The sequence below is a fragment of the Ruania rhizosphaerae genome, from assembly GCF_009805705.1.
Lineage (GTDB): Bacteria > Actinomycetota > Actinomycetes > Actinomycetales > Beutenbergiaceae > Ruania > Ruania rhizosphaerae.
On the sequence record NZ_VSMB01000007.1, the window covers coordinates 196,671 to 213,957 of the forward strand.

Sequence of the window (17,287 nt, forward strand, 5' to 3'; positions counted from 1 at the left end):
CGACGACGGATTTTGAGGACGAGCACATGAGTACCGCCACCGACGTACCCGGAGCCGAGTTCCACACGATCGCCGGCACCGACATCCCTGTCGTCACCGCGAACACGGTGGTGGTGGGCACCGGCTCAGCCGGATTCTGCGCGGCCGACCGTCTGTGGGAGTTCGGCCAGGGCGACATCGTCGTGGTCACCGACAAGGTGGGCGCCGGGGCCAGCCGCAACGCCGGCTCCGACAAGCAGACCTACTACAAGCTGAGCCTCTCCGGCGCCGAGGGCGATTCGGTCAACGAGATGGCGCAGACGCTCTTTGCCGGCGGGGCGATGGACGGCGACAACGCGCTCGCCGAGGCCGCCCTCTCGGCCCGCGGATTCCTGCGGCTGTGCGACCTCGGCGTGCCGTTCCCGCAGAGCCGGTACGGGGAGTTCGTCGGCTACAAGACCGACCACGACCCCCGCCGCCGCGGCACCAGCGTGGGCCCCTACACCTCCCGCTCGATGGTGGAGCAGTTGGAGAAGAAGGTCGCCCGCAACGGCACTCCCGTCTTCGACGAGTGCCGCGTGGTCGACCTCATCGTCCGCGAGGGAAAGATCGCGGGCATCCTGTTGCTGCGCACCGACGTCCCGCACGACGGCGAGCGCTCGCCCTACCTGCTGGTGCGCTGCACGAACGTCGTCTACGCCACCGGCGGTCCGGCCGGCATCTACGCCACCCGGGTGTTCCCGAACGGGCAGTGGGGGGCTTCCGGAGCTGCCTACCGTGCCGGGGTGCACGGCAAGAACCTCACCGAGTGGCAGTTCGGCCTGGCCTCGATCAAGCCGCGCTGGAACGTCTCGGGCACCTACATGCAGGTGATCCCGCGGTTCGTCTCCACCGATGCCGACGGCAACGACGAGCGCGAGTTCCTCACCGAGGCGATTCCCGACTACGGCCGGATGCTCACCCTGGTCTTCCTCAAGGGCTACCAGTGGCCCTTCGACATCCGTAAGGCCCGGGACGGCTCCAGCCTCATCGACCTGCTCGTCTACCGCGAGACGGTGCTGCGCGGGCGCCGGGTGTTCCTGGACTTCCGTTCCAACCCGGTGCGGGAGACCTTCGACCACGCCGAGCTGGAGCCGGAGGCGCTGGAGTACCTCGAGAAGGCCGGTGTGCTCTTCGGGACCCCGATTGAGCGGCTGCGGCACATGAACGAGCCTGCCTACCAGTTCTACCTGGACAAGAACCCGTACGTGGATCTCGAGCAGGAGATGCTCGAGATCGACGTGTGCGCCCAGCACAACAACGGTGGCCTGTTGGTGGACGCGTGGTGGCAGTCGAACGTGGCGGGCTTCTTCCCGGTGGGGGAGGCCGGCGGTGCGCACGGGGTCTACCGCCCCGGTGGCGCCGCGCTGAACAGTGGCCAGGTCGGGGCCACCCGGGCGGCGCAGTTCATCGCCGCCCGCCGTACTGATGCCCCGCTCGCCGCCGAGGGCTTCACCGCGGCCGCCGAGCCCGTGGTCACCGGGGCGATCGCGCTGGCAGAAGCCGCGGCCGCCCGCCGCGCGAGCGGCACCCCGGACAACACCGGCGACCTGCTGACCCAGGTGCAGGAGCTGATGAGCGCCAAGGCCGGGCCGGTGCGCTCGCCGGAGTCGATCCAGGAGGCCCTCGTGCAGGTGCACGAGTGGCTGAGCAACTACGACGAGCTCATCAGCGCCGACCAGACCTCTCGCCGTTCGATGAACCGCACCTTCCTCGTGCGCGACATCCTCACCACCGCCTACATCTACCTGTCGGCGATGGCGGACTACGTCGGCCACGGCGGCAAGTCCCGTGGTTCGGTGCTCTACACCGACCCGGAAGGCCAGCTTCCGCTGGTCGGCTATGGGGAGAACGCCGAGGCCGAGCTGGACCTGCCGGAGCTGTTCCGCTTCACCCTCGACGGCGGAGCCCTGGCTCACGAGGTACAGGAGACCGCATGGGTCGCCCCTTCGGGAGCCCACGGCGCCTGCGCCCCGTCCGAGGTCCCGACGGCGGAGCCTGAGTTCTCCGAGATCGTCACCCGGGAGGAGGGTGACCGGGCCGGGCGTCCCCTGTTCCGGTGGCGGCCCGTGCGTCCCCTACCCACCGACGATGACTTCTTCGAGAACGTGTGGAAAGCCTACCGCGAGGACGGCAACATCCACTGACAGCTCGTACTGAGCGCGGTATACTCTCGGTATGACTGCGACGACGATCAAGGTCGATACCGACCTGAGAGACCGACTCAAGGCGCAGGCGGCGGACCATGGAACAACGCTCGGCCAGCACCTGGCTGCGCTCGCAGATCTCGACGATCGATCGCGTCGGTTCGAGCGCTTGCGTGACCAGATTCGGCGGACGCCTCCGGATGAGTGGGCGAGTTACCTGGACGAGACAGCCGCATGGGATGGTGCCGTTTCCGACGGCCTCACCTCGTGACGGAGGCGCCTGGGCTTCTCCCCGGTGCGCTCGTGTGGGTTGCGTTTGACCCTGTCACCGGGCGGGAGCAGGGAGGGTTGCGACCTGCTGTTGTCGTCTCCGGTGCAATCCACCTGCAGGTGGTGACCACGTTGGTGACGGTGGTTCCCGTCACCAGCGTGGATCGAGGCTGGGAGAACCATCTACGGATCCGTGGTCAGACTGGCCTCCCCCGGGAATCCTTCGCGATGACCGAGCAGGTCAGGACCATCGCACGGGCGCGAGTTCATCGTGTGGCCGGTACGGTAGATCACCGGTGCCTCACCGACATTCGACGCTGGGTGGTCGACTTCCTGAGCGACTGAGCCGTCCTCGGGCCCCGAGATGCGGGCGCCTCAGGACGCCTCCGGTATCTCACGAGTGCGTGTGATCCCCTGCAGCGTGAGGTCGCTGGACCGGTGGCATGCGGCGTCGTGATCCTCGTCGACGCGGGTCAGAGCCGGCAGCGTCGTTGAGCACCCGTGATCGGAATCGGCGAAGGTGCACCGTGTGTGGAAGGAGCACCCAGCCGGTGGGTTCATGGGGTCCGGGAGTTCGTCGGGCACGGTGCTGGAGCGTTCGGGCCGGGCGAACGGATCGGGGATCGGCACCGCGTCCAGGAGCGCCTGGGTGTACGGGTGTTGTGGCGCCCCGAACAGGGCGTCGGCTGGCCCCTCCTCGATAATCCGGCCCATGTACATGACGGCGACACGGTCACTCACATGTTCGACGACCGACAGGTCGTGCGAGATGAAGAGGTAGGTCAGGCCCAACTCGTCCTGCAGGTCGCTGAGCAGATTCAGGATCTGCGCACGCACGGAGACGTCCAACGCCGAGACCGGTTCGTCGGCGATCACCAACTCGGGTTCGGTGATCAACGCCCGGGCGATGTTGAGCCGCTGCCGCTGCCCGCCCGAGAAAGCATGCGGGTACCGCGACATGTACTCCGGTTGGATCCCGACCTTGCGCAGCATCTCGGCTACCTGATCAGTGAGCGTGCTTCCTCTGGCCATGCCGTTCGCCCGCAGCGGTTCACCGACGATCTGCTCGACAGTCATCCGTGGGTTCAGCGACGAGAACGGGTCCTGGAAGATCACCCGCACCCGGGTGCGGTAGCGGCGTAGAGCCGCCCCGCGCAACGCTGCAAGGTCGACCTGAGTGCCGTCGCGATCCCGGAACAGCACCTCCCCGGAGGAGGCGTCGACGAGCCGGGCGATACTGCGACCGAGGGTGGTCTTTCCGCATCCGGACTCGCCCACGAGCCCCAGGGTTTCCCCCGGTCTGATCGTCAGACTCACATCGCTGACGGCGTGCACGGTGCCCTTGTTGCGGCGGAACATTCCGCCGGAGACGGTGTACTGCTTGGTCAGGTTCCGCACTTCCAGGACCGGGGCGCCCTCGGCCTGGCCGCGTCCGCTGCGGTCGGTGGCGTGCCCGCGCACGGCCGGCGCCGGGAGCGGCACGCTGCCTCCGCCGTCGGGGTGGCTGTACCGATGACAGGCGGCACGGTGGCCGTTGTCGAAGGGCGACTCGGGCGGTTCCTCGACGTCGCACACACCACCGATCGCAGCATCGCACCTGGTCCAGAACGGGCAGCCGGTGGGCCGGTTCTGGGGGTGCGGGACCATGCCGCGGATCGCGGTCAGTGGCCGTCGATGCGTGGTGTCCTCGAGGGTGGGCAGTGAGCCCAGCAGGGCCTGGGTGTACGGGTGTTTCGGTGTGGTGAAGATCTGTTCGACGGTGCCATGCTCGACGGCCTGGCCCAGGTACATCACGGTGACGTCGTCGGCGATCTCGGCCACGACTCCGAGGTCGTGGGTGATGAACATCATCGCCATGCCGTTGTGACGCTGCAGGTCCTTGAGCAGGTCGAGGATGCGGGCTTGCGTGGTGACGTCCAGGGCTGTCGTGGGTTCGTCGGCGATGAGCAGGGCCGGATCGCAGCTGAGGGCGATCGCGATCATCACGCGCTGGCACATCCCGCCGGAGAGCTGGAACGGGTAGGCGTCGAAGCGCCCTTCCGGCTGGGGGATCCCGACCTGGGTGAGGAGATCGATCCCGATCTGACGGGCCTCGTCGGGGGTGACGTCACGGTGCAGGAGAATCGCCTCGGTCAGCTGCGCCCCGATGGTGTACATGGGGGAGAGTGAGGCCATCGGTTCCTGGAAGACCATCCCGATCTCGTTGCCACGGATCCGGCGTATCTGCTCACCGTCCGGCTCCAGGGCGGTGGTGTCGACCGGACCGGACTCGCCGTGGTTCCAGCGGATCGAACCGCTCACGATCTTGCCGGGTGGCTCGACGAGCTGGAGAACGGATCGGGCCATGATCGACTTCCCGCACCCGGACTCGCCGACCACGCACAATGTGCGACCGGCGCGGACGGTCAAGCTCACGCCGTCCACGGCGCGTACTTCACCGTCGGCGGTGTCGAAGCGGGTGTGGAGCGAGTCGATCTCAAGCAGCGGCGCGGCGGCAGCGGGCGGTTCTGCGGTCCGCTCGTCTGTGGCGGTGAGTGGGTGCTGCATGGGGGCTCCCGGGAATCTGAGGGACTGGTCGGGGTGGTGGCGGCGTTAGTTCTTGTACGGATCGGCCGCGTCCCGCAGGCCGTCGCCGAAGAAGTTCATCGCGAGCACGGTGATGACGACGGCGACACCGGGCAGCAGGATCCACGGTGCGGTGGAGACGGCGCGGATGTTCTGTGCCTCCTGCAGCAGCACACCCCAACTCACGGTCGGGGACTGCAGGCCCAGCCCGATGAAGGAGAGCGCCGTCTCGGCGAGGATGATCGTGGGGATCGACAGCGAGAGGTTGGCGATGATGTGGCTGGTGAACGAGGGCAGCATGTGACGGAACATCACCCTGCCCTGGCTCGCACCGTCGGCGATGGCTGCCGAGACGTACTCTTCGTTGCGGACGGCGAAGAACTTCCCGCGCACCTCGCGGGCCATCCCGACCCAGCCGACGAGAGAGATCACCACGGTCAGCGCGAGGTAGCGCTGCACCGGGCTCCAGCTGGCGGGTACGGCGGCGAACAGGGCCATCCACAGCGGGATTGTCGGGATCGCGATGATGAACTCGATGAGCCGCTGGATCGCGGTGTCGACCTTCCCGCCGAGGTAGCCGGAGAGGCCGCCGAGGACCACGCCGAGGAAGAGGGAGAGCAGCACCCCGACCAGGCCGACGGACATCGAGATCGTCGTCCCGTGCATGATCCGTGAGAGCAGGTCTCGGCCATTGGCGTCGGCGCCGAGCAGGTACATGGGCCCGGCGTCGTAGTCGGTGGGACCGATCAGGTGCCGGTCCCAGGGGATGAACCCCAGGATCTCGTACTCGGGTCCCTCGACGAACAGCCCGATCGGGATCACGATCTCGGGATCGACCTCGAACGTCAGCGCGAGCGTGTCCGGGTCCTGCTCGAAGGAGTAGCCGTTGACGTGCGGACGGAAGGTTCCCTCGTGGAGGAGGTGGACCGACTGCGGAGGTGCGTACGTGTATTCGTTGTTGTGATGGCCCGAGGGGTAGGGGGCGAGGAAGGGGGCCAGGATCGCGATCGCGTAGATCGCGATGGTGATCACGCCGCAGACCAGAGCCAGGCGGTGCTTCTTGAAGCTCCACCAGACGAGCTGGGACTGCGAGGCGAGAGCGAGCCGGTCCTGACCTGTCGACTCCGTCGGCTCCGGGCCTGGGCCGAGGTCGGGTTTGGCCAGAGCGCCACCGGCGTCAGGGTTTGGTGCGTTCGTCATGGGCGGCGCTCCTTCTCAGTACCGGAGCCGGACCCGGGGGTCCAGCCAGGCGAGGGCGAGGTCGGAGATCAGGGTGCCGATGACCACCAGCAGCGCGCTGATCAGAAGTACTGATCCGGCCAGGTACATGTCCTGGGCGAGCAGCGCATCGAGCAGGAGGGGGCCGGTGGTGTTGAGGTTCAGTACCTGAGAGGTGATCGCGTCCGCGGCGATCAGCCCGGGCAGGATCCACCCGATGGTGGAGAAGAACGGGTTCATCGCCACCCGCACGGGGTACTTGATCGTCAGGAGCCCCCGCTTCATCCCACGGGCTCGGGCTGCGGTGACGTACGGCTTGCGCAGTTCGTCGAGCAGGTTCGCCCGGAGCACCCGGATGTTCGCCGCGGTTCCGGCAGTTCCCCAGATCACCACAGGGATCCACAGGTGCGCGAGCAGGTCGCCGAACTTGGGCATGCTCCATGGAGCATCCCGGTACTCCGGGGAGAACAACCCGCCGACGCTCGTGCCGAAGTACTGCAGGCTCACCCACATCAGCACCAGAGCGATCAGGAAGTTCGGCACCGCCAGCCCGAGGTACCCGAAGAAGGTGAACGTGTAGTCACCCACCGAGTACTGACGCATCGCCGAGTACACTCCGATCGGGAACGAGACGGCCCAGATGAACAGCAACGTCAGCACCGACAGCAGGATCGTCAGCGGTAGCCGTTCGGCGAGCAGTGCACCGACCGGACGTCCGTAGACGAAGGAGTCGCCGAAGTCGCCGTGGAACAGGATGTTCGAGATCCAGGTCCAGTACTGCACGTATACCGGCTGGTCCAAGCCGTAGCGCTGCGTGAGTCGTTCCAGCTCCTGGGCGCTGAGCGAGCCGTCGCCCTGTGCGGACAGCTGGGCGATCCGGGTGGTGAGGTAGTCCCCGGGGGGCAGTTGGATCACGATGAACGTGACCACCGAGATCGCGGCGAGCGTCGGGATGAGTATGAGTAGCCGGCGAGTGATGTAGCGGAGCAATGGTCACCTCCTCCTGGGGCGCGGGCTAGGGCCCGAGCTGGTCACGGCGTGAAGAACCAGGTCGGTGGGTTGATGTGGCCCGGGGTCATGTGCAGCCAGGAGTCGGGGAAGGACTCGACGACATTCTCGAGGTTGTCCTTGGCGATGGCGTAGCCCGCGGTCGGCAGCGCGATACCGATCACGTAGAACTGCTCCTTCGCGATCTGCAGGATCTCTCGGAAGATCTCCTTCTGCGTCTCGACATCGGGCTCGAGCGGGATCTGCCGTGCCAGCTCCATCTGCCGCAGCGTCGGCTCCGGCGGCTCGACGGCGTTCTCCCCCTCGCCACGGTTCACGTAGTACTCTGCCCACTGCGTGGCGTAGTTCGACTCGCCGCCGTTGGGGAACCACCATCGCTGTTCGAGCATCTCGATCTTCAGGCCACCGTCGCCCGCCCAGATGTTGGCGTCGTGCTCGTTAGCAGCGGCCTCCTTTCGTTCGTAGAACAGGCTGCGCTCGATCGGGTTGACCTGGGCGTCCACGCCGACCTCGGCCCAGGTCTGGGTGATCAGATCGGCTGCTGGAGCCCATTCGGGGAAGAGGTTGGCGATGTCGATGCTGAAACGAAGCCGCTCTCCGTTGGGGCGCAGCCGGAACCCCTCGGAGTCCTTCTCGGTCAGTCCAGCAGCGTCGAGGTGGCTGTTGGCGAGGTCGAGATCGAACTCCGTGTACTGCTTGGCGAACTCCTCGTCGAAGAACTCCGAGTCCGGGTGCGGTGCCGCCTGCCAGGGTTCGCCCTGGCGCTGGTATGCGGTGTCGATGATGTCCTGCCGGTCGATGGCGTGCGAGAGGCCGACGCGGAAGTCCTTGTTCTGGAAGATGCCGCGCAGCTCCTCGTCCTGGTGGTTCAGGTTCAGCGCGATCACGAGCCGGTTCATCGACGTCGGCTGCACAGGAACGAAGTGGTATCCCCCGCTCTCGCGGCCTTCTGCGAGGACCGGCTTATTCGCGTCGGAGTTGAAGTGCCGTGAATGGAAGTCGAGCTCACCGTTGACGGCCTTGAGGAGCATGACCTCCTCCTCTTGGATGATCTCGAACTCGAGGCGGTCGATGTAGGGCAGCTGCGCACCTTCGGAGTCGACCTTCCAGTAGTACGGGTTGCGTTCGGCGTGGACGACGTTTCCCTCGTTCAGCGGGTCGGTGATGACCCATGGATAGAGAACGGGACGGTCGGGGTTGTTCCACCACTCGATCCGGTCCTCCCAGTACGCGGTCCAATCGCCGAAACCCGCTTCTTCGGCGACGGATTCGGCGTCGGGGTTCAGATCGGGGAGGAACTGCTCCAGGTAGTGCTTGGGGTAGAAGAGCAGATTGGGCGAGACGGCGTTCGCTGCGCGGGAGGCCTCTTCGATGAAGTCTCCCTTGGACTGGGAGAACGTGAGTGTGACGGTGTGGTCGTCCACCTTCTCGGCCTCGCACGGGTCACCAGCTGTCGTGAGCAGGCCGGGAGGTGTGGCGTGGATGTTGGTGTTGTAGAAGACATCGTTGACCGCGAACATGATGTCGTCGGCGGTGACTGGCTCGCCGTCGGACCACTTCATCCCGTCCCGTAGGTGGAGGGTGAACACTGTGGCGTCGTCGTTGACAGTGATCTCGCGCAGGGTGCCCGGCTGGGCGAACTCGTCCAGGTTGGGGTCGTATCGCAGAAGGGGCTCGTAGGCGAGCATGCGCTCCAGCCAGGGAGAGTCACCCTGGTCGGCGACGGCACCGTGATAGACGCCGCCGTACACCCCGAGTGCGGCCGTCGCGACGACGAGGCGATCGGATTCGACCGGGAGGCGCTCCTCGAGCGGCGGAAGGTCACCGGCATCGACCCGTTCGGTGAGCTCAGGGGCTTCGAGTGGGCGGTTCGGGTCCGGCGCCCCCTGCCCCCCGTCGGTCTCTCCGGTGCCCTCGGCGGGGTCGCAGGCCGTGAGCGACAAGGTCGCCAGGGCAGCGGCACCTCCGCCCGCCTGCAACAGGTGGCGCCGGCTGATCTCTGTCGCCGTGTTCCTGCTCGAGCGCTTCATGTGTGGTCCTCCTCGACTCTGGGTCCCGGCCGAACGGTCGATGTTCAGCACGAGGGTCTGGCTTCAGGCGCCCGGCCTCGCCGTGGCGATGCCACGTGGCCTGGTGCCTTCGTCACTGATAGCACTGGGCCAGCTGCGGCGGGTTGTGCCCGGTTGTGGTCGTCAGGTTAATCAGCGCGAGGTTCGGAACGACGAAAAGCGACAAAACAGATCATCCGGGTCGTGCAGGCACCCGAGCGGGGGTTCCGCACCGCCTGCCACTGCCTCTCAGGCCGAGGCCGGGGATGGTGCAGTGGACTGACGCACCGTCAGCCGCGGCAGCAACTGGAGGTGGTGCGGTGCAGCGGCCTCATCCGGCCGCTCGACTCGTGTCATCACCATCCGCAGTGCTTCCCGGCCGAGCTCGACCCGCGGCGGTGTCACTGCGGTCAGCGGTACGGCCGCGTGCGCCGCCAGGACGTCGTCGTAGGAGACGATCGCCATGTCCTCCGGGACTCTGAGCCCTCGAAGCTGGCACACCTCGGCGATCTGGATCGCATGATGGTCGGAGTGCACCAGCAGCCCCGTCACTCCGGTCCGCAGATACTCATCGATCAACTGGTTGGCCGAGTTGGTGATCGCCTCGATGTCATTCGGGTCCGAGGGCAGTTCGACGACCGGCGGGGGTTCCATCGCGAGCCGCGTGGTCACTTGCAGATAGCCCTGCTGGATCCACGGGGCCGTCGGGGTCCACATGTCCACCGCCAGGCCTATCCGTTCGTGGCCCAGGTCGCGGAGGTGCTCGACGGCGAGTTCGGCTCCGTAGGCGTGGTCGGTGCGTACGCTGTCGATCCGTCGGACCTGGCTTGTCGCATTGACGTGTCGCTCCAGCAGTACCACAGGCACGGGGATCGCCGTGAGCCAGGACGCTACGTCGTCAGCGTTCTGGAGATGGCTCGGTGTCAGGATCAGCCCCTGCACACCGAGCGAGAGCAGCCGCTCCACCCGACTGCGCTCGGTTTCGGGCTCATATCCAGCCACGCCGAGAATCAGCCGGGCGCGCATGCGCGAGGCCACGAGCTCCATACCGTGCACGACCTCGGGGTAGTAGAAGTTGCGCAACGGGACCACAGCGCCGATGAGCGTGCGAGCCGGATCCGGCCGGGAGGTCTGCCGTGCCAGGGAGAGGGCGCCACCGTGCACTCGTTCCATCAATCCCTTGTCGGCGAGCTGATCGATGTCGCGCCGGATCGTGACGGGCGAGACATCGAGCGCTTCCGCGATCTCACTGGCACGGATGCTGCCGTGCAGCTCGAGCTGGCGGATCAGATACTCGTGGCGTGCGTGCGGCAGCATCAGTTCTCCAGCAGGTGACCAGGTGTTGTCGGCATCGTGACGGACAAAGATCACTTTTGTCTATATCTGACGAGATTCGTAGAGTTCTCCGCCATGATGTGCCCGGATCCGATGACCGAGGATGGGGTGGAACCGGTGCACAAGCCGCGCACGACGATGGCGATGGAGTCGATCGAGTTACGGGACGGGCTGTTCGGCCCGGAGACGATGGATCGACTCCGGGGCCTGGTGGATCTGGATGACCGGCTGCTGTCGCCGCTGGACTCCGAGGATGCTGCCCGGGCGCTGGCCCGGACCGAGATCCTCATCACCAGCTGGGGAACGCCGCGAATCGGCGCCGAACTGCTCGACCGTGCTCCGCGGTTGCGCGCCGTGGTGCACAGCGCGGGGTCGGTGAAATGGTGGGTCGATCCGGTCGTGTGGCAACGAGGAGTCCTGGTCTCCAGTGCTGCGACGGCCAACGCGCAGCCGGTGGCCGAGTACACCCTCGCGATGATCATCCTGGCTGGGAAGCGGGTGCTGTGGCCGGCGAGTCATGACCCTCGGGGCGGGTGGAATCCGCTGCAGCAGGTCGGAAACTACGGGACGACGATCGGGATCGTGGGCGCCTCGCGGACCGGTCGACGCGTGATCGAGATGCTCGCAGCGCTGGATGTGGATGTGCTGGTCTACGACCCATGGGTCGGCGAGCGTGAGCTCGCCGGGCGCGCCGAGCGCGTCGGTTCCCTGATCGAGCTGGCCGAGCGCTCGGACGTGCTGTCCGTCCATGCGCCTGCCCTGCCCGCGACGCGGCACATGATCGACGCGTCGGTGCTGGCGGCGATGCGTGAGGGCGCGGTTCTCATCAACACCGCTCGCGGCTCCCTGCTGGATCATGAGGCCCTGCGGCACGAGATCCAGAGGCGACCGCTCTATGCCGTCCTGGACGTGACGGATCCGGAACCGCTTCCCCCCTCCGATCCGCTCCTCTCGCACCCGGCAGTTCTCCTGACACCGCACGTCGCCGGCTCAGCCGGCAACGAACTGCGCCGGCTCGGGAGCAGCGCCGTCGACGAGGTCGAACGGCTGGTGGGTGGTCAGCCGCTGCTGCACGCGGTCGCCGAGACTGAACTTGCGGTCTCGGCTTGACGCTCGGTCACCGGATCGGGGCCTAGCGATCGGGGGAGTCCTTCCAGAGCAAGCAACTGTCCACCCCGACGTATGTAGACCGTCGTGTCATCGGTGGCGATGTCCCACTCCCGCACGCGCGGGTTCTCTGCCGTCACCTGTTCCACCTCGAACCGTTCGACCACCTCGGTGCCGTGGATCATCACGATGTCGATCCGGTACCGGCCCTGCCGGAGTGCGTCGATGTCCTCGACCCAGTAGCCGTGGGCGACCAGAGTGTCGTCCACCCACGCGCAGGGGCATGTGAACGCCCGGTAGTCACTCACCGTCCCCGCGGCATCGCCCTCGATCAGGGCACGGGTCCGGAGCGTGGCGAAGCCGAGGGCTCCCTCACCCTCGAGCGCACCGACGATGTCGGGCAGCACGGCGGTCGTCACCTCTGTTGATGAGACGGCGATCGGCTCCTCGCTGGCGTCCCACCGCCAGAGCCAGGCGCCCTCGACGCTCTCGGCCACACCGCCGGTCATCACCGCCACCTCGCTGTCAGGGGCGCGCGAGTCGGCCTCCAGGTAGGTCAGCGTCCGTTCGAACTCCAGCGGGAGACTTGAGGTGTACGGTGCGGCGGTCAGGGTCGGCAGGCGCTCGCCGGTGACCGGGTCGAGCATGCCAGGCTCGGACCAGCGCACGTCGTCCTCGGCGAACCACCAAGCGATGGAGCGCCCGCTCACCGTGAGCTCATCGAAGGACAGTTGCTCCGAGCGGCTCGGCGATTCCGGGGTCACCACGGTGCGCCATTGCTGCGCGTCGCCGGGGCTGATCCTGGTGAGCCAGCGCTCATCGTCGCCGGTTCCGCCGGCCACCACCAGGTCCTCACCGAGAGGGCTCGCCAGCCGCGCGCCCTCGACCTCGGCCATCGTGGCTCCACCATCGGCATCGATCACCGTGATCACACCGTCGGTGGCTCGCGACGGAGGACCGGATGGGACGCAGGCGAGCCGCACACCATCGGAGGCGCAGCGCGGCTCTCGCACGCCCACCCGCCAGCGTTCGTCGCCGTCGGCAACGGCGCGTCCGACGATCTCGTCTCCTTCGCTCACGGCCACGATGTCATCGATCACCCACACTCCGGGATGCGCTGCGCCGCTGAGCGGAACCGACCAGGCCACATCCGCCGGCAGCACGGGGCGTTCGCCCTGCGGAGAAGTCACCACGCCCGCCCCGAGGAGCACGACGGCGACCATCGCCCAGGGCCACGGGCCCGACCAGGTCTGGGGTCGCCGTCGTGGAGGTGGGGGTGCGTGGGCGGCCGCCGGATCTTCACCGGCGATCGTGAACTCGTCGTGAGTCATCTGTCCCATCATGCCCTCGGGTCAGGGAATGCCGACAGGACGCCGTCGGTGAACAGATAGGTCGCGTGCGCATCCGAGGCGAGCGACCACGGGCCGGGCCCGATCGGGAGGCGAGCGCGGACCCGGCCGTCGCGCTGATCGAGGAAGAACAACTCGACGTCGTCCGGCTCGCTGCCGGCTAGGGGTCCGGCGACGCCGGCGACCGTGAACGTGCCCTCGGTCGCCGCACACGGGCAGATCGCGTGGACGGACCCGGGCAGGGTCACGGACCATCGATGCCTCCCGTCGGGCACTTCGACGGCGCTCAGCGCAGCGTCATGGAGATCGTTCGAGGAGGTGTAGACGGTCGTGCCGAGCGCCGCGAGCGGAACTTCTGAGGCCCAGCTGATGACGGCGCCGCCAGGGTCTTCGAACCGGGCGATGCCGGTGGAGTTCTGCAGGTCGACGGTGATCGCCGCATCCGGGTGCTCGGTCAGGTCGCGTGAGGCCAGCCACAACGGCCGGTGGGTGTCCGAATCGAACCGGGGATCGTCCACTGCGGTGGTCGTGGCGCTGCCGATCTGCGCGAATGACATGCTCGCGGGGGAGCCGTCGGCCACGTACGCCGTCCAGATCAGCCCGGACAGGTCGGGCCACGGACCAGCCATGGCGGTCACTACATTCTGCTGGATGGTCAGATCCGCCCACGAGACGCCACCGTCCTGCTCCTTTACCCACTGTTCCTCGCCGTCGGGGGAGTAACGCCCGAGCCATGAGGTCGCTGCATTGCTGCCGGCCACGACCAGGTCGCCTGTGGGGGTCCTGGCTGCGACGTCGGCGCCGGGCATGGACAGGTCGCTCCATGCGCCATCAGCTGCTATCGAGCTCACTGTCGCCTCGCCTGCCTCACCGTGGACACAGATCAGCTCCTCGTGGGCGCTCGTGCAGGTGGGGTCGTCGAGGTCGAGGCGCCAGAGCCGCTGACCGTCGGCGTCGAAGGCGACGAGCCCGGTTGCCGTGGTCGCGAGCACGAACCGCGGGAGTACCCACACCCTGGGCGCCGACCCCGGGTTCAACTCAACCTGCCAGGCGGCCTCAGGCTCGGGCGACAGCACGCGGGGGGAGATCATCACCGCGGTCACGAGGAGCACGACGGCGACCATCGCCCAGGGCCACGGGCCGGACAAGGTCTGGGGTCGCCGTCGGGGACTGTCGGTCTGAGGTGTGTCGAGGCTGTCTCCGAGCTCGAACTCCTCGCGTTCCTTCACGACAGGTCCCACCCGCTGACGCCAGTCTCGTCCAGGATGTACAGGCGTTCGCCGTCACTGGAGAAGTCGAGGATGACGTCCTGTGGTGCGATCGTCCAGCGTGTGCTTCCGGTGGAAACGTCGAGTGCGATCAGCTCGGTGGAGTCGGAGTAGAGGAACGTCTCGGGCCCGAGCAGGGGCGGGTCCCACATCGACACCTCCGGCCCGGTGCGCCACAGTTCCTCGCCTGTGTCGGGAGCCTCGGCGATGAGTACGCCGGGACCGTGCTCACGGATGGTGAGGAACCCCAGAGTGACCTCCGGGAGGAACGCGACTGGGCGCCAGCGGTCCAGTTCTTTCTCGTCGATGGCTCGGATCAGGGTGGGGTCCGGCGTCGCAATCCGCTCGGAGATCCAGCCGTTGAATGCCAGCGACGGGTCGTCTCGTACATACAGCCAGGTGGCACTCAGGTCAGTCGACCGCCACAGCCCGTCACGGACAGAGTGTGGAGAACGGCCGGCGTCGGGTACGGAGACCTCATTCCCCGTCTCGGCATCGAGGAGGGTGCTTCCTGACCTGATGGAACTGACCGCTACCGTGCTATGGATCAGTTCCGGCGGCGCGTTCATCGCACGGCCGAAGACGATTTCGCTCCGCCAGATGAGCCGGCCGCTTCCGTTCACACGGCGGATGTCGTGGGTGGTGACCGCGACGATATCGCGGTCCACGCTCGCGGCAGCAGCGACTCCGGGAACCTCATACGGCCGTGCCCGGCCCGATCGTGGGTCGATGACCTCCACCGTGTCGGGGCCGGTGGTGCAGGTGAGGTCGACGCCGTCGGAGGTGCAGGTGGGTTCCTCAGCCTGGATGCTCCAGATCTCCTCGCCGCTCGCCGAGTCGAGGCCGGTGACGCCGTCGGGGCCCCGCGCGACCACCGCCCTAGAGAACAGCCAGAACGCATCTGCCGTGAGGTCTGTCTCCCAGGCCAGCTCCGGCTCGTCATGGAGGTTGGGCAGGTACCCCCACGGGTCGACCACCGGACCAGGTCGCGGGACGGTCAGGACCGCAGCCACTACGAGCAGGACGGCGAGCACCGCCCAGGGCCACGGGCGTGACCAGACTTGGGGTCGCCGTCGGGCTGCCTCTGGGCTGGTGGGCGAGGTCGGTGCTGGCTCGAACTCGTCGGTGGGGCGCATCAGCCGGTCAACTCCCACGCGGAGATGACTGAGGGGCCGGAGAGATAGAGGTTCCCGCCCCCGGCCTGCACGCCGTGGATCTCGTGGTCGCGCTCGATCCGCCAACGCTCCTCGCCGGTGTGAGTATCGAGCGCGAGCACAGCCGAGAGGGCTCGAGACTCAGTCGATTCGGTGAGGGCGGCGATCGTGTCCTCGTCGACGATCGGTCGGGAGAACCATTGCATCGTGGGCTCGGACCAGAGCTCCTCGCCGGTCCGGGTGTCGATCGCGATGAGCGTCATCATGCCGCGCTCGTCGTGGGTGTAGCGGATCGATACGCCTGGCACGATGGCGGACGCGAACCACTCCGCATCCGTGTCGGACGGTGCGAAGTCGAGCAGGGCTGGGTCGGTCGTCGCCGCCGCAGGCATCAGTGTGGCTCGTTGTCCCTCGCCGCGGGCGAACACCCAGGTCGACTCGCCGTCGTCCGTCACCCACGCGCCATCCCGGATCGGGAACGCTGTCTGGCCGACCTCGGCCGGCTCGCCCGGCTCGCCGGTCTCGACATCGAGTGGCGGCAGTCCTCCCCGGGCAGGGTCGGTACTGACCAGGACGTGACCGTCCATCACCGCCGGCCCGTAGAAGACGGGACTCCCCTCCGGCAGCGGCGTCCTCCAGACGGCGGAGCCGTCGACGCGCACCCGCCGGATGTCGCTGGAGGTCGCCACGACGATGTCGTCCTCGTAGGCCGTGGCTGCCTGGGCGCCTGGAACGGATACCGGCTCGTCCATGTTGCCGGTGACAGGGTCGATCACGATGATCTCGTCGTCGATCGAGGTGCAGGTCAGACTGGACCCGTCTGAGCCGCATTGGGCGGCCTTGCTCTCGACGCGCCACCGCTCGGCCCCAGTCGCGGCGTCGATCCCGCGCACTCGCTCCAGCTCTGCGATCGCCAGCACCCCACGAAATGCCCACATGCCCGTGATCTCGGTGGTCTCCAGCTCCCACGCGAGCTCGGGTTCCCCGCCCAGGCCGGGCACGTACCCCCAGGGGCTCACGACCGCACCCGGCGCAGGGGCAGTCATGACGCCGGCGAGGATCAGCGCCAGCGCCGCTGCGACCCACGGCAGTCCCGGCCACAGCCGATGCGGTGCTGAGCGGTCGCCCCGGCTGCCGGGGCGCGGGGGAGGAGAGTGATCGCTGCCCGAGTCGAGCGCGAACTCCTCGACGTCCCTGGTCCCCATCCGTCCATCATGACGCAGCCCTTGGTCCCCAGCGATGTGCGTGGGGGCGGGTGCGTCGCCACGCCCCCAACCACAGGAAGGGTCGACGTCGGTGGTCGGTGGGAGGCTCGGGTCATGACTTCGACAACCACAGGTCCAGCCACGGCCCCGGATTCTCCGTTTCGGCTGGACACGTGACCGTGGACGCCATCGAAGGCTTGGTGCCCGGTGTCATGGGTGGGGTGTCGGGTGGGGCTGATGGCCGGCGCGGATCCGCCCTGACCTGGGCAGACGTCCGGATGTCGGTGGTGGGTGAGAAGCTGAAGGCATGACCTCGACAGCTACTGGTTCCGCGTTCTCGGCTTCGGCTGAGCGTGACGTGCTGGCGGCTGTGCGGGAGAACCGGGCTGCAGCCCGGGCGGTGGAGATCGAGTGTGCTGAGTTGGTGGTCTCCTGGGTCGCGGAGCGAGCGATCGACCCTGACCAGCACGGTGCGGGTGCTGTGGGCGTGTTCGACCCTGAGGTGGACATCGAGGTTCCGGGGTCGGTGGTGCCTGGCATGGAAGAACCGATGCGTCTTGCGGGTGCGGGTGCTCCGTGGGTGTCTGATCTGGGG

Annotated in this window: 15 protein-coding genes; 6 read left to right on the forward strand and 9 right to left on the reverse strand. The window is 67.5% G+C overall.

The genetic code is table 11. From position 1 onward, the window contains the following. Positions 1-26: 26 nt before the first annotated feature. The 3 genes from FV560_RS11840 to FV560_RS11850 are packed head-to-tail and all read left to right on the forward strand — an operon-like array spanning position 27 to position 2,780. On the forward strand, positions 27-2,165 hold the full coding sequence (locus FV560_RS11840; RefSeq protein WP_159621731.1) for an FAD-dependent oxidoreductase: 2,139 nt from the start codon (positions 27-29) through the stop codon (positions 2,163-2,165). A gap of 31 nt (positions 2,166-2,196) precedes the next feature. Further along, positions 2,197-2,436 (forward strand): ribbon-helix-helix protein, encoded by a 240-nt coding sequence (locus tag FV560_RS11845; RefSeq protein WP_159621732.1) that lies wholly within the window; start codon positions 2,197-2,199, stop codon positions 2,434-2,436. After that, entirely contained in the window at positions 2,400-2,780 is a 381-nt protein-coding gene (locus FV560_RS11850) for a type II toxin-antitoxin system PemK/MazF family toxin (protein ID WP_159621733.1), read from the forward strand. The genes FV560_RS11845 and FV560_RS11850 overlap by 37 nt, the downstream gene beginning before the upstream one ends. A 30-nt stretch (positions 2,781-2,810) precedes the next feature. Here FV560_RS11850 and FV560_RS11855 read toward each other — a convergent pair whose 3' ends face one another. The 5 genes from FV560_RS11855 to FV560_RS11875 all read right to left on the reverse strand — a co-directional run bounded on the left by FV560_RS11855 (position 2,811) and on the right by FV560_RS11875 (position 10,591). Continuing rightward, complete coding sequence (locus tag FV560_RS11855) at positions 2,811-4,982, reverse strand: ABC transporter ATP-binding protein (protein ID WP_159621734.1); 2,172 nt, start codon at positions 4,980-4,982, stop codon at positions 2,811-2,813. 45 nt (positions 4,983-5,027) lie between these two features. Further along, the gene (locus FV560_RS11860; RefSeq protein WP_159621735.1) at positions 5,028-6,200 is read right to left on the reverse strand and encodes an ABC transporter permease; all 1,173 of its coding nucleotides are present in this window, start codon (positions 6,198-6,200) and stop codon (positions 5,028-5,030) included. Positions 6,201-6,215: 15 nt separating this feature from the next. Further along, positions 6,216-7,208: an ABC transporter permease gene (locus FV560_RS11865; protein ID WP_159621736.1), complete on the reverse strand. Its 993-nt coding sequence runs from the start codon at positions 7,206-7,208 to the stop codon at positions 6,216-6,218. A 41-nt stretch (positions 7,209-7,249) separates the two neighbouring features. Continuing rightward, on the reverse strand, positions 7,250-9,256 hold the full coding sequence (locus tag FV560_RS11870; protein WP_159621737.1) for an ABC transporter substrate-binding protein: 2,007 nt from the start codon (positions 9,254-9,256) through the stop codon (positions 7,250-7,252). Between the two features lie 267 nt (positions 9,257-9,523). Beyond that, positions 9,524-10,591 (reverse strand): substrate-binding domain-containing protein, encoded by a 1,068-nt coding sequence (locus tag FV560_RS11875; RefSeq protein WP_159621738.1) that lies wholly within the window; start codon positions 10,589-10,591, stop codon positions 9,524-9,526. A 93-nt stretch (positions 10,592-10,684) separates the two neighbouring features. On the opposite strand from FV560_RS11875, the gene FV560_RS11880 reads away from it, so the two are divergent. After that, positions 10,685-11,719 (forward strand): hydroxyacid dehydrogenase, encoded by a 1,035-nt coding sequence (locus FV560_RS11880; RefSeq protein ID WP_235020084.1) that lies wholly within the window; start codon positions 10,685-10,687, stop codon positions 11,717-11,719. Here FV560_RS11880 and FV560_RS11885 read toward each other — a convergent pair. The 4 genes from FV560_RS11885 to FV560_RS11900 are packed head-to-tail and all read right to left on the reverse strand — an operon-like array spanning position 11,668 to position 16,692. After that, positions 11,668-13,047, reverse strand: a complete 1,380-nt coding sequence (locus FV560_RS11885; protein WP_159621739.1) for a hypothetical protein — start codon at positions 13,045-13,047, stop codon at positions 11,668-11,670. The genes FV560_RS11880 and FV560_RS11885 overlap by 52 nt on opposite strands. An 8-nt stretch (positions 13,048-13,055) precedes the next feature. Next, the gene (locus FV560_RS11890; RefSeq protein WP_235020085.1) at positions 13,056-14,306 is read right to left on the reverse strand and encodes a hypothetical protein; all 1,251 of its coding nucleotides are present in this window, start codon (positions 14,304-14,306) and stop codon (positions 13,056-13,058) included. Then, a complete protein-coding gene (locus FV560_RS11895; protein ID WP_159621741.1) occupies positions 14,291-15,469 on the reverse strand; it encodes an outer membrane protein assembly factor BamB family protein in 1,179 nt (392 codons plus the stop codon). Before FV560_RS11895 ends, FV560_RS11890 begins: the two co-directional genes overlap by 16 nt. Next, a complete protein-coding gene (locus FV560_RS11900; RefSeq protein WP_159621742.1) occupies positions 15,469-16,692 on the reverse strand; it encodes an outer membrane protein assembly factor BamB family protein in 1,224 nt (407 codons plus the stop codon). Before FV560_RS11900 ends, FV560_RS11895 begins: the two co-directional genes overlap by 1 nt. Positions 16,693-16,865: 173 nt before the next feature. On the opposite strand from FV560_RS11900, the gene FV560_RS11905 reads away from it, so the two are divergent. Both FV560_RS11905 and FV560_RS11910 read left to right on the forward strand, forming a co-directional pair. Beyond that, positions 16,866-17,003 carry a hypothetical protein gene (locus tag FV560_RS11905; protein ID WP_159621743.1) on the forward strand — a complete coding sequence of 46 codons (138 nt, stop codon included), beginning with the start codon at positions 16,866-16,868 and terminating at the stop codon, positions 17,001-17,003. Further along, positions 17,000-17,287, forward strand: a 288-nt coding sequence (locus FV560_RS11910) for a hypothetical protein (RefSeq protein WP_159621744.1), incomplete at its 3' end; no start/stop codon positions are given. The genes FV560_RS11905 and FV560_RS11910, both read left to right, overlap by 4 nt.

Bases quoted from the DNA above. Each gene is read 5' to 3' on its own strand.
- FV560_RS11855 (WP_159621734.1), bottom strand. From the start codon at position 4,982: ATGCAGCACCCACTCACCGCCACAGACGAGCGGACCGCAGAACCGCCC.
- FV560_RS11885 (WP_159621739.1), bottom strand. From the start codon at position 13,047: ATGACTCACGACGAGTTCACGATCGCCGGTGAAGATCCGGCGGCCGCC.
- FV560_RS11860 (WP_159621735.1), bottom strand. From the start codon at position 6,200: ATGACGAACGCACCAAACCCTGACGCCGGTGGCGCTCTGGCCAAACCC.
- FV560_RS11870 (WP_159621737.1), bottom strand. From the start codon at position 9,256: ATGAAGCGCTCGAGCAGGAACACGGCGACAGAGATCAGCCGGCGCCAC.
- FV560_RS11900 (WP_159621742.1), bottom strand. From the start codon at position 16,692: ATGGGGACCAGGGACGTCGAGGAGTTCGCGCTCGACTCGGGCAGCGAT.
- FV560_RS11850 (WP_159621733.1), top strand. From the start codon at position 2,400: ATGGGATGGTGCCGTTTCCGACGGCCTCACCTCGTGACGGAGGCGCCT.
- FV560_RS11840 (WP_159621731.1), top strand. From the start codon at position 27: ATGAGTACCGCCACCGACGTACCCGGAGCCGAGTTCCACACGATCGCC.
- FV560_RS11845 (WP_159621732.1), top strand. From the start codon at position 2,197: ATGACTGCGACGACGATCAAGGTCGATACCGACCTGAGAGACCGACTC.
- FV560_RS11880 (WP_235020084.1), top strand. From the start codon at position 10,685: ATGATGTGCCCGGATCCGATGACCGAGGATGGGGTGGAACCGGTGCAC.
- FV560_RS11875 (WP_159621738.1), bottom strand. From the start codon at position 10,591: ATGCTGCCGCACGCACGCCACGAGTATCTGATCCGCCAGCTCGAGCTG.
- FV560_RS11895 (WP_159621741.1), bottom strand. From the start codon at position 15,469: ATGCGCCCCACCGACGAGTTCGAGCCAGCACCGACCTCGCCCACCAGC.